Origin of the sequence: Cupriavidus sp. 2TAF22, from assembly GCF_052115045.1 — a bacterium.
Lineage (GTDB): Bacteria > Pseudomonadota > Gammaproteobacteria > Burkholderiales > Burkholderiaceae > Cupriavidus.
In genome coordinates, this window is record NZ_JBFRFX010000021.1 from 59,870 (window position 1) to 73,125 (window position 13,256).

Annotated in this window: 14 protein-coding genes; 6 read left to right on the forward strand and 8 right to left on the reverse strand. The window is 66.6% G+C overall.

The genetic code is table 11. From position 1 onward, the window contains the following. Positions 1-5 precede the first annotated feature (5 nt). Entirely contained in the window at positions 6-2,033 is a 2,028-nt protein-coding gene (gene mutL, locus AB4Z48_RS23845; RefSeq protein WP_441618505.1) for a DNA mismatch repair endonuclease MutL, read from the reverse strand. A 159-nt stretch (positions 2,034-2,192) separates the two neighbouring features. Between mutL and AB4Z48_RS23850 the strand changes: the two genes are divergently transcribed. Then, positions 2,193-2,819, forward strand: a complete 627-nt coding sequence (locus AB4Z48_RS23850) for a VTT domain-containing protein (protein WP_441618722.1) — start codon at positions 2,193-2,195, stop codon at positions 2,817-2,819. 42 nt (positions 2,820-2,861) lie between these two features. Here AB4Z48_RS23850 and AB4Z48_RS23855 read toward each other — a convergent pair whose 3' ends face one another. Both AB4Z48_RS23855 and murJ read right to left on the reverse strand, forming a co-directional pair. Beyond that, positions 2,862-3,710, reverse strand: coding sequence for a SirB1 family protein (locus AB4Z48_RS23855; RefSeq protein WP_441618507.1), 849 nt, complete (start codon positions 3,708-3,710; stop codon positions 2,862-2,864). Positions 3,711-3,861: 151 nt separating this feature from the next. Continuing rightward, a complete protein-coding gene (gene murJ / locus AB4Z48_RS23860) occupies positions 3,862-5,415 on the reverse strand; it encodes a murein biosynthesis integral membrane protein MurJ (RefSeq protein WP_441618509.1) in 1,554 nt (517 codons plus the stop codon). A gap of 362 nt (positions 5,416-5,777) precedes the next feature. Here murJ and rpsT point away from each other — a divergent pair, with 362 nt between their 5' ends. Next, positions 5,778-6,044: a 30S ribosomal protein S20 gene (gene rpsT, locus AB4Z48_RS23865; RefSeq protein ID WP_006157537.1), complete on the forward strand. Its 267-nt coding sequence runs from the start codon at positions 5,778-5,780 to the stop codon at positions 6,042-6,044. A 296-nt stretch (positions 6,045-6,340) separates the two neighbouring features. Here rpsT and AB4Z48_RS23870 read toward each other — a convergent pair whose 3' ends face one another. Continuing rightward, the gene (locus tag AB4Z48_RS23870; RefSeq protein WP_441618511.1) at positions 6,341-6,640 is read right to left on the reverse strand and encodes a DUF3579 domain-containing protein; all 300 of its coding nucleotides are present in this window, start codon (positions 6,638-6,640) and stop codon (positions 6,341-6,343) included. Between the two features lie 400 nt (positions 6,641-7,040). Here AB4Z48_RS23870 and argF point away from each other — a divergent pair, with 400 nt between their 5' ends. The 3 genes from argF to ppnP all read left to right on the forward strand — a co-directional run bounded on the left by argF (position 7,041) and on the right by ppnP (position 9,839). After that, positions 7,041-7,964: an ornithine carbamoyltransferase gene (gene argF, locus AB4Z48_RS23875; protein ID WP_441618513.1), complete on the forward strand. Its 924-nt coding sequence runs from the start codon at positions 7,041-7,043 to the stop codon at positions 7,962-7,964. 195 nt (positions 7,965-8,159) lie between these two features. Continuing rightward, entirely contained in the window at positions 8,160-9,389 is a 1,230-nt protein-coding gene (locus tag AB4Z48_RS23880; RefSeq protein WP_043349357.1) for an argininosuccinate synthase, read from the forward strand. A gap of 138 nt (positions 9,390-9,527) precedes the next feature. Further along, on the forward strand, positions 9,528-9,839 hold the full coding sequence (gene ppnP / locus AB4Z48_RS23885; RefSeq protein WP_441618515.1) for a pyrimidine/purine nucleoside phosphorylase: 312 nt from the start codon (positions 9,528-9,530) through the stop codon (positions 9,837-9,839). Between the two features lie 36 nt (positions 9,840-9,875). On the opposite strand, the gene murB is transcribed toward ppnP, so the two are convergent. Continuing rightward, entirely contained in the window at positions 9,876-10,892 is a 1,017-nt protein-coding gene (gene murB, locus AB4Z48_RS23890) for a UDP-N-acetylmuramate dehydrogenase (RefSeq protein ID WP_441618517.1), read from the reverse strand. 156 nt (positions 10,893-11,048) lie between these two features. Between murB and AB4Z48_RS23895 the strand changes: the two genes are divergently transcribed. After that, positions 11,049-11,534, forward strand: a complete 486-nt coding sequence (locus tag AB4Z48_RS23895; protein WP_441618519.1) for a YajQ family cyclic di-GMP-binding protein — start codon at positions 11,049-11,051, stop codon at positions 11,532-11,534. Between the two features lie 44 nt (positions 11,535-11,578). On the opposite strand, the gene AB4Z48_RS23900 is transcribed toward AB4Z48_RS23895, so the two are convergent. The 3 genes from AB4Z48_RS23900 to AB4Z48_RS23910 form a co-directional block, all read right to left on the reverse strand. Further along, complete coding sequence (locus AB4Z48_RS23900) at positions 11,579-12,028, reverse strand: DUF192 domain-containing protein (protein WP_441618521.1); 450 nt, start codon at positions 12,026-12,028, stop codon at positions 11,579-11,581. Between the two features lie 207 nt (positions 12,029-12,235). Further along, a complete protein-coding gene (locus tag AB4Z48_RS23905) occupies positions 12,236-12,457 on the reverse strand; it encodes a hypothetical protein (protein WP_441618523.1) in 222 nt (73 codons plus the stop codon). A gap of 104 nt (positions 12,458-12,561) precedes the next feature. Next, positions 12,562-13,218, reverse strand: a complete 657-nt coding sequence (locus tag AB4Z48_RS23910) for a pseudouridine synthase (protein WP_441618525.1) — start codon at positions 13,216-13,218, stop codon at positions 12,562-12,564. Positions 13,219-13,256 lie beyond the last annotated feature (38 nt).

Here is a 13,256-nt window from a genome sequence, read left to right on the forward strand (position 1 = left end):
CCGGCTTACTGGCCGCGCAGGAACAACCGGTCCAGTTCCGCCACCGACAGCTGCACCCAGGTGGGCCGGCCGTGATTGCACTGGTCGGCGCGCTCGGTCTGCTCCATCTGGCGCAGCAGCGCGTTCATTTCTTCCACGGTGAGCTTGCGGTTGGCGCGCACCGCGTTGTGGCAGGCCAGCGTGGCGAGCAGCTCGTTTTGCCGCTCGGCCAGCACGCGCGAGCCGCCGAACGATTGCAGGTCGCGCAGGACGTCGCGCGCCAGCGCCTCGGTGTCGGCCTGCTTGAGCAGCGCGGGGATGGCGCGCACCGCAAGCGTGGTGGGCGAGACCGGCGCGATATCGAAGCCCAGCAGCGCGAGCGTTTCCTGGTGTTCCTCGGCGGCGCCGATCTCCATCGGGCTGGCGGTCAGCGTGACCGGGATCAGCAGCGGCTGCACCGCCAGCTCGCGCGTCTCGAGGGCGGTCTTGATCTGCTCGTAGAGGATGCGTTCGTGGGCGGCGTGCATGTCCACCAGCACCAGGCCGCGCGCGTTCTGCGCGAGCACGTAGATGCCGTGCAGTTGCGCGATGGCGAAGCCAAGCGGGTTGGCGTCGCCGGCTGCCGGTTCCTGCCGCACGGGGGCGTCGAGCAGTCCGGGCGGGTCGTTTTCGCGCGCGGCCTGGGCGTCGGCCAGCCAGGCCGGAGGCGTGGACGAGCCGCCCGCGTAGCCGGCCGATGCCGGCGCGGCGGGGCGCGGGAAGCCGCCGCCGGGCTGGATCGCGTCGCGCACCATGCCGAGGTAGGCCTGGCGCGGCTGGGCGATGCCGAGCTCGGTCTGGCGCGCGGCGGCGGTGTAGTCGACCCAGGGGCGCGCGCCGGCGCCGCCGCCCATGCCACCGCCCGTGCCGCCACCCATGCCGCCACCCGGCGCGCTGCCTCGTGCCGCGGCGGCGCTGCCGAAGCTGCCGGGGCCGGCGCGCGGCACCATGGCGGGCGCGCCTTCGTCGACCGCGCTGCTATGCAGGCTGTCGCCCTGTTCGCCGGCCTGGCGGGCCAGGCAGCGCTGCACCGCGTGGTAGACGAACTGGTGCACCGCGCGCGATTCGCGGAAGCGCACTTCGATCTTGGACGGGTGCACGTTCACGTCCACCATTTCCGGCGGCAGGTCCATGCACAGCACGTAGGACGGAAAGCGGTCGCCGTGCAGCACGTCCTGGTAGGCGCTGCGCACCGCGTGGTTCAGCAGCTTGTCGCGCACGTAGCGGCCGTTGACGAAGAAGAACTGCTGGTCAGGGCGGCCGCGCGAGGCGGTCGGCAGGCCGGCGAAGCCGTACAGGTGCAGGGTGTCGGCTTCCTCGTCGAGCGGCAGGCGGGCCCGCGCAAAGTCGGCGCCGAGCACCTGCGCCGTGCGCGTGGCCACGTCGCCGCTGTTCCAGTGCTCCATCGGGCGGCCGTTGTGATGGACCGTGATGCTCACGTCCGGGCGCGCCAGCGCGGCGCGCCGGACCATCTCCAGGCAATGCCCGAACTCCGTCTGTTCCGATTTGAGGAACTTTCTGCGCGCCGGCGTGTTGAAGTAAAGGTGCTGCACGTCGACGGTGGTGCCGACGCCCCCGGATGCCGGCTGCACGCTGCCAGTATCGGCGGCGACCTGCGTGGCATGGGCGTCGTCGGCGGTGCGGCTGGTCAGGGTCAGCTCGGAAACCGAGGCGATCGAGGCCAGCGCTTCGCCGCGAAAGCCCAGCGTGAGCACGGACTCCAGCTCGTCGAGCGAGGCGATCTTGCTGGTGGCGTGCCGCATCAGCGCGACCGGCAGTTCGGCGGCGGGGATGCCGCAGCCGTTGTCGGCGATCACGATGCGGCGCACGCCGCCTTCCTCGAGACGGATATTGAGCTGGGTGGCGCCCGCGTCGAGCGCGTTCTCCAGCAGCTCCTTGACCACGGAGGCGGGGCGTTCCACCACCTCGCCGGCAGCGATCTGGCTGATCAGCTGGTCGGGCAGGGGGCGGATGGGGCGGGGCGGCTGGGCGGGGCGTGTGGCTTCGGCAGGCATGGGCGGAATTATACGTGGGCGGCGCGCCCGGCCGGCAGGTCAGCGCGGCGGCTGCGGAAGCGAACGGATCGGGTGACTTTGAAGCCGGTCCGCTCTTGTATGATGTGGGCTGAATCTAGAACGGGGATCGAATTGGATATCGCTTTGCAGTTCATCGACATGTTGCTGCACGTCGACAAATACCTTGGCACCGTCATCCAGAACTATGGCGCGTGGGTCTATGCCATTCTTTTCGCGATCGTCTTCGCGGAAACCGGGCTGGTGGTGCTGCCGTTCCTGCCGGGCGATTCCCTGCTGTTCATCGCCGGCGCCTTCTGCGCCACGGGCGCCATGAACGAGTGGGCCCTGGTGGGCCTGCTGCTGGTGGCGGCCATCGGCGGCAATACCGTCAACTACATGGTGGGAAGCTGGGTGGGGCCGAAGGTGTTCGACGGCCATTGGCGCTTCCTCGACCAGACTGCCCTGCGCAAGACGCACAATTTCTATGAACGGCACGGCGGCAAGACCCTGGTGATGGCCCGCTTCCTGCCGATCGTGCGCACCTTCGCGCCGTTCGTCGCCGGCGTGTCGCAGATGACCTTCGCCAAGTTCCAGCTCTTCAACGTGCTGGGCGCGGCGGCCTGGGTGCTGGGCCTGGTGTTCGCGGGCTATTTCTTCGGCAACCTGCCCTTCATCAAGCAATACCTGAACCTGATCGTGCTGGCAGGCATCGGCGCGGCCGTCGTGCCGCTGGTGCTGGGCGGGCTGTGGAAGCTGGTGCGCGGCGGCAAGCGCCGGCCTTCCTGAGGGTGGCAATGGGCGGGCTGCGCGGCGCGCGGCCCGCCTGGCTCAGTTCACGCTGCGGCTCATCATGCGCAGCGCCGGCATGCGGTCCCGGATCTGGGTCGTGTCGGCCGCATCGGGGCGCGCTATCACATAGGCTTCCAGGTCTTCCAGCGCCGGGCGGAAACACTCCAGGTTGGCATAGGCCAGGCCCCGGTCGCGCACCTCCTCGATCGAGCCCGGCAACAGGATCACCAGGCGGTTCTGCACCGCCAGCAGGCGCTGCCAGCGCGACTCCTGCAGATAGATCGACTTGAGGTTGCGCAGCACGCGCGCCACGATCTCGCGGTGGCTGGCCACCTGCAGGAACAGGCCCAGCGGCACTTCGTTGGGATCGGCGATGCCCTCGCGTTCGAGATGCGGGTCCAGCATCTCCTGCAATTGCTCCTTCGACAGCGTCTCGCCCGTGAGCGGGTCCACCACCACCTCGCCCGCCGGGATCGACATCCGCACCAGGAAATGATTGGGGAAGGACACGCCCTTGAGTGGCAGGCCGATATGCTGCCCCAGCTCCATATAGAGCACCGCCAGCGAGATGGGGATGCCGCGGCGCTGCTTGAGCACCACGTTCAGGTAGGAGTTGTCGGGGTCGTAGTAATCGTTCGCGTTGGCGCCGAAGCCCAGGTCGCGGTAGAAGAAATGATTGAGCAGGCGCAGGCGCTGGATGGCCGGCGTGCCCTCCGCGACGCGGCGCTTGAGCCGTGCCGCGAGCACGTCCAGGGCGGCCAGCTCGGCCTGCAGGTCCAGGTCCGGATAGGCATCCTGGGCGAGCGAGAGCACGGCCTCGGTCAGTGGGATACCGTGCTCGTCTGCCACGAGGCTGGCGAAGTAATCCAGGACTTTCGTGGTTGTCATTGCGGCTTTCCTGAATACGGCGTGTTGGCCATGCCTGCCGGCACGACCTCGACTGCCTTGACCCTGTACCGCGCGCTGTCTCCCGGTTCTGTGCGGCGCGTACGCACGCATACGGCGCCGCTGCATCCGGCCGATAGACAGGCGGGGCTTCCTAGCCGGCTCTCCGCTTGAATGCGGAGTATCTCAGCCCCATGAGCCACAGTGTACCGAAGTAGACGACCGCTGCAAGTACCAGGCAGGAAGCGAGCAGCGCGATGCGCAACAGCGGCGTGGCACCCAGGGCCACCCAGTCGAAGGTACGCGCGAACCACAGCAGCATGCCGGCCAGCAACAGGACCGCAGTCAGCAGCTGGGCCAGGAACAGCAGCCAGCCCTTGGCCGGCGTGTAGAAACCGCGTTTGCGCAGGCCCAGGAACAGCAGCAGCGCGTTGACCGTGGCGCCGAAGCTGATCGACAGCGCCAGCCCGGCATGGCCGAAGCGCGGCACGAACACATAGTTGGACAGCTGCGTGATCACCAGCACCAGCAAGGCGATCTTGACCGGCGTGCGGATATCCTGGCGCGCGTAGAAGCCCGGCGCCAGGATCTTGATCAGGATCAGTCCGAGCAGGCCCGTGCCGTAGGAAACCAGCGCCTGGCGCGTCATTTCCACCGCGTGGGCGTCGAACTTGCCGTAGTTGAACAGCACCGCGGTCAGCGGCGCGCCGAACACGAACAGCCCCACCGCGCACGGCACGGCCAGCAGGAAGGTCAGGCGCAGGCCCCAGTCGAGCAGGCCGGAGTATTCGGCGCGGTTGTCGTCTGCGCTGGCCTTGGACAGGCTGGGCAGCAGGATGGTCCCCAGCGCCACGCCCAGCAGCGCGGTGGGAAACTCCATCAGGCGGTCGGCGTAGGTCAGGTAGGACACGCTGCCCGCGGCCAGGCGCGAGGCGATATTGGTATTGATGATCAGGCTGATCTGCGCCACCGAGACCGCCAGCAGCGCCGGTGCCATCTGCCGCATGACGCGGCGCACGCCGGGGTCCGACCAGGCCGCGCGCAGGTCGAAGGTCAGGCGCGGCATGACGCCGAGCCGCCGCAGCGCGGGGACCTGCACCGCCAGCTGCAGGATGCCGCCCACCAGCACGCCCCACGCCTGCGCGTAGATCGGCTGCGCCATGTGCGGCCCGACGAACAGCGCGGCCACGATCAGGCACAGGTTGAGCAGCACCGGCGTGAAGGCCGGCATGGCAAAGCGGCGCCAGGTATTGAGGATGCCCGAGGCCAGCGCCACCAGCGAGATCAGGCCGATGTACGGGAACATCACCCGGGTCATGAAGACCGCCGCGTCGTAGGTCTCGCCGCCTTGCCGGTGGAAGCCGGTAGCGACCACCAGCATCACCAGCGGCGCGCCGATCACGCCGAGCAGCGACACGCCCATCAGCACCCAGGTCATCACCGTGGCGACTGCGTCGATCAGGGCGCGGGTCTCGCCTTCGCCGCGCTTGCTGTGATATTCGCCCAGGATCGGCACGAAGGCCTGCGAGAACGCGCCTTCGCCGAAAATGCGCCGCAGCAGGTTGGGGATGCGGAACGCCACATTGAAGGCGTCGGTCATGTCCGAGGCACCGAAGGCCCGGGCGATCAGGATCTCGCGCACGAGGCCGGTGATGCGCGACAGCATCGTCAGGCTGCTGATGGTGGCGAGCGCTTTGAGCAGGTTCAAGATGGGTCGGCGGCAAGGGGAGAGGCGGCGGTGGCATGCTGCGTGCCACCGGGCGGACCGGCTTGAGACGCCGGGCGCGCGCCAAAGTTGCATCGGGGCCACGCGGGGCGGGGCCGGTGTGGCGCGTATTATACGGTTTGGCCCGGCGGCTCCCCGTCCGCGGCCGTTTGCGTCACCCCGCCAGTGTTCGGACGTGGTCCGGCTTGCCAGCTGCTTTTTCTTCTGTGTATAATTGCCGATTCACAAGGATAGTTGCGTTCCGGATTCGTGTGCCAGTGCATCCCGGGTCGCTTGATGTGCACTTAATTGTGTCTGCGGTTTTGTCCGTGGGGCACGCATCTGAATTCAGGATATCTACTTAAATGGCAAATTCCGCACAAGCCCGTAAGCGCGCTCGCCAGGCCGTCGCCCAAAACGCTCACAACTCCAGCCTGCGCTCGCGTCTGCGCACCGCCGTGAAGGCCGTCCGCAAGGCGATCGAAGCTGGCGACAAGGCCGCCGCCGCCGAGATCTTCAAGAACTCGCAATCGATCATCGACGCCATCGCCGACAAGAAGATCGTGCACAAGAACAAGGCTGCACGCCACAAGTCGCGCCTGTCGTCGGCCATCAAGTCGATGGCTGCCTGATAGCAGCCGCTGCGCCCGGCGCATGCCAGGCGCCTTCCGGCACCACGCCGGCCATCGTGTTCCATACCGGCCTTCTGGTGGGTACGTAGCGCGGCGGTCCGGTGGCAAGCCGGGAGCGCGAATCGCATTGCGCGATTCCGCACGATAAAAAAGCTCGTCATTCGACGAGCTTTTTTATTTTCCGCTTCTCTTTGCCGTTGCCGCGCCTTTCCTTGTCGCTTCGCTATCCCTTCGCCGGGCGCATCGCCGTTCACGCCGGTGCCGCCGCTGCGGGGCGACCGGCCGGCCCCGCCCGCTTACTCGAGCGAGCAGGCCTCGACCAGTTGCAGGTCGTTGTCGCGCGCGAAGTTGAGCACGAAGTCTAGCGCCTTGGGTTCGATGTCGCGCAGGCGCGCGTCCACCACCACGGTCTTCACGTTGCTGGTCATCACGGGCCGCACGTAAGGGGAGTAGGTGAGGCGTGGATCCCCGGTGTCCCCTTCGGGGCGGAATTGCGCCATCACGCCACACAGCCGTTCAGCCCAGTCGCTTGGACGGAAGGTCTTGCCTTCCTTGGTAATGCCTTGGATGAAATATTCGCGAACGATGGGCTTCATTGGACTGCGGGGATAAGACGGGTGACTCGACGGTAAACCCGCCAGACTTGACCAGACGGAAGCCCTTTTGACGCGGCCAGGAAACGTTTGGTTCGTTTCTTTTCCGGCCAGGGGCAGCGGGGGCGTCGGTGTCGGCGGGGGCACTTTTGATRCCGGCAGCGGGCGGGGGCATGGGTATGCCTGGCCCCGCGTGAATCAGCCAGTATTATATCTTATATAAGACTGGCGCATAAGCTCCGGCGCCGGTCCTCCGCGCGCCGCAGGCTCGCCAAAGCAGAAATAATCCCTTATGATTCTTACAGTTAAATTGCGCAAGCGACGCGAAAGGCGGCTCCGCGGCATGCTCGGGTCATGAATCCTTCATGACGGTGTGCCCCAACCGAGCCGCCTTCTTTGTTTTATGAGCCCAACTTCGATCAAGCATTACCTCCAGTTCAGCGACCTGACTCCCGACGAGTATGAGTACCTGCTGGACCGCGCGCGGATTCTGAAGGCCAAGTTCAAGAATTACGAGACATGGCACCCGTTGCACGACCGCACGCTGTCCATGATCTTCGAGAAGAATTCGACGCGCACGCGCCTGTCGTTCGAGGCCGGCATCCACCAGTTGGGTGGCCATGCGGTCTTCCTGAACACCCGCGATTCCCAGCTCGGGCGCGGCGAGCCGATCGAGGATGCGGCGCAGGTGATCTCGCGCATGGTCGACATCATCATGATCCGCACCTTCGGCCAGGAGATCATCGAGCGTTTCGCCGCGCATTCGCGCGTGCCGGTGATCAACGGCCTGACCAACGAATACCATCCCTGCCAGGTGCTGGCGGATGTGTTCACCTATATAGAGCAGCGCGGCAGTATCCGCGGCAAGATCGTGGCCTGGATCGGCGACGCCAACAACATGGCCTACACCTGGATCCAGGCGGCCGAGCGGCTTGGCTTCACCTTCCATTTCTCGGCGCCGCCGGGCTACCAGCTCGACCCGGCCATGGTGCCGCCTTCGGCCGCGCACCTGGTCAAGGTATTTGCCGATCCGCTGGCCGCCTGCCAGGGCGCGGACCTGGTCACCACCGACGTGTGGACCAGCATGGGCTTCGAGGCCGAGAACGACGTGCGCAAGCGCGCCTTCCAGGACTGGATGGTGACCACGGCCATGATGGACCGCGCCGGCCCCGACGCGCTGTTCATGCACTGCCTGCCCGCCCACCGCGGCGAGGAAGTCGAAGCGGCGGTGATCGACGGGCCCAAGAGCGTGGTGTGGGAAGAGGCCGAGAACCGCCTGCACGTGCAGAAGGCCCTGATGGAATACCTGCTCTGCGGCCGTTACTGAGCAGGGCCGGCCGGAGGCGCCGTGCGCAGCGCATGGCGCACATCGGTCACGCCGGGGCGGCGACCCCGCGCCGCCTGAGGGCCGCAAGTGCCGCCCAAGCCCGGGCGGACGTGTCAAAATAGCGGTTTTCCGCATCAATCTCTCGCGTGTCCGGCAACCATGCCGGCCGCGCTTACTTTGCGCATCGAGTCGAACATGAGCGATATCAAGAAAGTCGTGCTTGCCTACTCCGGCGGGCTGGACACTTCGGTGATCCTGAAGTGGCTGCAAGACACCTATCAATGCGAGGTCGTGACCTTCACCGCCGACATCGGCCAGGGCGAGGAACTCGAACCTGCCCGCCAGAAGGCGCTCAAGTTCGGCATCAAGCCGGAAAACATTTTCATCGACGACCTGCGTGAAGAGTTCGTGCGCGACTTCGTCTTCCCGATGTTCCGCGCCAACGCGGTCTACGAAGGCGAATACCTGCTGGGCACCTCGATCGCGCGTCCGCTGATCGCCAAGCGCCAGATCGAGATCCTGCGCAGCACCGGCGCGGATGCCGTGTCGCACGGCGCCACCGGCAAGGGCAACGACCAGGTCCGCTTCGAACTGGGCTATTACGGCCTCGAGCCGGGCGTGAAGGTCATCGCCCCGTGGCGCGAATGGGACCTGCTGTCGCGCGAAAAGCTGCTGGCCTACGCTGAAAAGGCCGGCATCGACATCGACATGAAGCACAAGAAGGGCGGCGCGCCGTACTCGATGGACGCCAACCTGCTGCATATCTCCTTCGAAGGCCGCCACCTGGAAGATCCCAAGGCCGAGGCCGAGGAAGACATGTGGCGCTGGACCGTGTCGCCGGAGAACGCACCGGACGCGGCCGAATACCTGGACGTCGAGTTTGAGGGCGGCGACATCGTCGGCCTGAACGGCAAGCGCATGACCCCGGCCGAAGTGCTGACCGAGCTGAACCGCCTGGGCGGCAAGCACGGCATCGGCCGCCTGGACCTGGTGGAAAACCGCTACGTCGGCATGAAGAGCCGCGGCTGCTACGAAACCCCCGGCGGCACCATCATCCTGAAGGCCCACCGCGCCATCGAGTCGATCACGCTCGACCGCGAAGTCGCGCACCTGAAGGACGACCTGATGCCGCGCTACGCCAGCCTGATCTACAACGGCTACTGGTGGAGCCCGGAGCGCCGCGCGCTGCAGGTCCTGATCGACCATACCCAGGCCAAGGTCAACGGCTGGGTTCGCGTGAAGCTGTACAAGGGCAACGTGATCGTGGTCGCGCGCGATTCGAAGGACACGCTGTTCGACAAGACCATCGCGACCTTCGACGACGACGGCGGCGCCTACAACCAGGCCGACGCCGGCGGCTTCATCAAGCTCAATGCGCTGCGCATGCGCATCGCTGAAAACGCCCGTCGCCAGCGTGGCGAATAAGGCGAGTTGATCCCGCCCCGGCACGGTCCGGGCGTGGCAGCAAGGAAGAGGGGCCGTCACGGCCCCTTTTTTGCGCCGCGCCCGCGTCGCCGTGCCGCCCATCCAGACACCCAGAACCCGCATCAAAGGAGAAAAAGCATGAGCCAGTTCGACAACGTTTCCGTCGTCAAGAAAGCCAACCTCTACTTCGACGGCAAGTGCGTCAGCCACACCGTGCTGTTCCCGGATGGCACCCGCAAGACGCTGGGCGTGATCTTCCCCGCCACGCTGACCTTCGGCACGGGCGCGCCGGAAATCATGGAAATCAACGCGGGCAGCTGCCGCGTGCGCCTGGCGGGCGAGGAGCAATGGAACACGTACGGCGCAGGCCAGCAGTTCAATGTGCCGGGCAACAGCAGCTTCGACATCGACGTGCAGGAAACCCTGGACTACGTCTGCCACTTCGCCTGAAGAACGGCAGCGCAGCCGGGCCCGGCTGCGCCGCTCTTACAGGACGACCGGCTCGGGCTCGATGCGCACGCCAAAGCGCGCCGCCACGGTATCGGCGATGCGGCTTGCCAGCGCCAGCAGTTCCTGCCCGCTGCCGCCGCCGTGGTGCACCAGCACCAGGGCCTGTTTGCCGTAGACGCCGACCGCGCCGTCGCTCAGGCCCTTGAACCCGCACTGGTCGATCAGCCAGCCGGCTGCCAGCTTGTAGCTGCCGTCCGGCTGGGCATGGCTGACCAGGCCGGGGTGCTGCGCCAGCAGCGCATCGCGTTGCCCGGCGCCGACCACCGGATTCTTGAAGAAGCTGCCCGCGTTGCCGATTTCGGCCGGGTCGGGCAGCTTGCGCGAGCGGATGGCGATGACGGCATCGCGGATGCGGCTGGCCGTGGCCGGCGCGGCCGGATCCTGCGCGACTTCCCGCGCGAGCTCCGCGTAGCCGAGCACCGGCTGCCACGGTCGCGGCAGGCGCAGCGTGACGGCGGTGATGATGTAGCGGTCGCGGCCCTCGCCCTTGAACAGGCTGTCGCGATAGGCGAAACGGCACTGGTCCAGCGTCAGGTCGACGAATTCGCCGGCGCGGCGGTCCCATGCGCGCAGGCGCTCGAAGCGCTCGCGCAGTTCCACGCCGTAGGCGCCGATGTTCTGGATCGGCGCGGCGCCCGCCGTGCCGGGAATCAGCGCCAGGTTTTCCAGGCCGGGCATGCCGTCGGCGACCGTGCGGCAGACCAGCGCGTGCCAGTTCTCGCCGGCGCCGGCGGTCACCAGGAAGGTATCGTCGGCCGCGCTCACGGTGTAGCCGGGGATTTCCATCAGCAGGACCAGGGCATCCAGGTCCTGCGTCAGCACCACATTGCTGCCGCCGCCCAGCACCACCAGCGGCAAGCCATGCGCGCGGGGATCCGCCAGCGCATGCAGCAGGTCGGCTTCGCTGCGCACATGGACGGCGAAGCGCGCGCGCACGTCGAATCCGAATGTATTGTGGCGGCGCAGGGGATAAAATTCGTGGAAATCTGCCATGCAAGGGAAAGGTGAAGCGGCGGCCGCGCGGCGGCGCCGGACTGCAGGGTAGGCTGGATTATACGTAAGCGCCGCCATCGGCCTGCCGCTGCGGGCGAACGGCGCTACACCGCAACATCAGCAACATCAGCAACACGCAAGACAAAGGAGAATGCAATGCCGTCGTTTGACGTAGTGTGCGAAGCGAATATGGTCGAGGTGAAGAACTCGGTCGAACAGGCCAACAAGGAGATCACCACCCGTTTCGACTTCAAGGGATCGGACGCCCGGGTCGAGCACAAGGAAAACGAGCTGACCGCCTTCGCCGATGACGATTTCAAGCTCGGCCAGGTCAAGGACGTGCTCATCAGCAAGATGGCCAAGCGCAATGTGGACGTGCGCTTCCTCGACTACGGCAAGACCGACAAGATCAGTGGCGACAAGGTCAAGCAGGTCATCACCATCAAGAAGGGCGTCACCGGCGACCTGGCCAAGAAGATCGTGCGGATGATCAAGGACAGCAAGATCAAGGTGCAGGCCAGCATCCAGGGCGATGCGGTGCGCGTGTCCGGCACCAAGCGCGACGACCTGCAGAGCGTGATCGCCCTGCTGCGCAAGGACGTTCCCGAGGCGCCGCTGGACTTCAACAACTTCCGCGACTGATCTCGTCGCAGGGCGCGGCGGCCGGACCGCCGCGCCCTGCGCCTTCAGCGCGGCTGCGGCAGGCCGCCGATCTTCGCGCCGGCCTTCAGGCCCTTCTGCGCAAACCATCCCTTGTTCATTTCCAGCGCATAGCGCACGGCTGCGCGCGGGCAATGGTTGTCTTCCGTCTGCGGCGCCATGTCCTCGATATTGACGATGGCGCCATCATCGGCGAGGAAGGCGATCGACAGCGGCAGGTCGGTGTTCTTCATCCAGAAGCAATGCCCTGCCTTCTCCTCGAAGACAAAGAGCATGCCCTCGTTGGCGGGCATGGTCTTGCGGTACATCAGCCCGAGTTCGCGGGATTCCGGCGTGGCGGCAATCTCCGCCTTGATCGCGTACATGCCTGCGGTGAGCTGCCTGACCGGCAGGCTGGCCTGCGCCTGGGCAAACGCGGAAGTCAGGGCGGCAACGGCGCAGCCGCCGGCGAGAAGTAACGGGAGGACAGGGCGCATGAAAGGGAGGCGGCGTATGACGGGTTCAGGACAGCCGCCAGCATAACGCAGCTGCGAGGCGGGCGGCTGGCTCGCATATTTCGCCGCGTTGCACGGGCGTGCCACGCGCGCGGCACGCCGGGGCGGACAACAAAAAAGGCAGGCACCCGACGGGCAGCCTGCCTCTCTCATGCCGGACCCAAAGGACCCGGCGTGCCAGCAATGCGCTTACTGGGGAGCAGCTTCGGTCTTGGCAGCCGGAGCAGCCTTGGTCTTGTTGTGAGCGTGCTTCTTGTGGGTCTTCTTGGTGCTCTTGGTCGCGGGCTTTGCGGCCGGAGCTTCAGCTGCCGGTGCTGCGGCAGCCGGTGCTGCCGGTGCGGGAGCGGCGGCTTGGGCGAAAGCGCCGGTGGCGAACAGGCCGGCAACCAGAGCAGCGATCAGTTTGTTCATGCTATCTACCTTGGAAGGTTGAATTCGATTCGAAAGAGTGACTCGTATGCGACGCGTCAGTGTCAAAAACGAAACCGAGTGGTGAGTCGTTGACCTTCTCTCTGTTAATTTTTGTAACTTCCTGGGCGGGGGCGCGCGGGGCGCCGTCCCTGAGGGGCGGCGGACCCGCCTGGTGCGCCTGCGCGTGGCGAGCCCGGGGTGTCGAGGCCAAGGTCCGCGGGCGCGATTTCGCGCCATTGTCCCGGCGCCAGCCCGAGCGTGCGCAGGTCGAGCGCGCCGATCTTCAGCCGCACCAGCCGCAGGGTGGGAAAGCCCACCGCCGCCGTCATGCGCCGCACCTGCCGGTTTTTCCCTTCGCGGATCTCCAGCTCCAGCCACTGCGTCGGGATGGCGGCGCGAAACCGCACCGGCGGATTGCGCGGCCACAGGAAGACGGGCTCCTCGATGCAGCGCGCCCGTGCCGGCAGCGTGCGGAAATCGCCAAGATCGACGCCCTCGCGCAGGCGCGCGAGCGCTTGGTCTTGCGGAATGTTCTCCACCTGGGCCAGGTAGGTCTTCGGCAACTTATGGTGTGGATCCGCGATACGCGCCTGCAGGGCGCCATCATCGGTCAGTAGCAGCAGGCCCTCGCTGTCGGCGTCGAGCCGGCCCGCCGGATACACGCCGGGCAGCGCCACGCAGTCGGCCAGCGTCGGCCGCGTGGGGTGGGCGGAAAACTGGCTCATGGTGCCGAAGGGCTTGTTCAGGGCAATCAGGGTCATGCGGATACGAGGAAACGGTGCAGGCCGGGCGCCCGCCG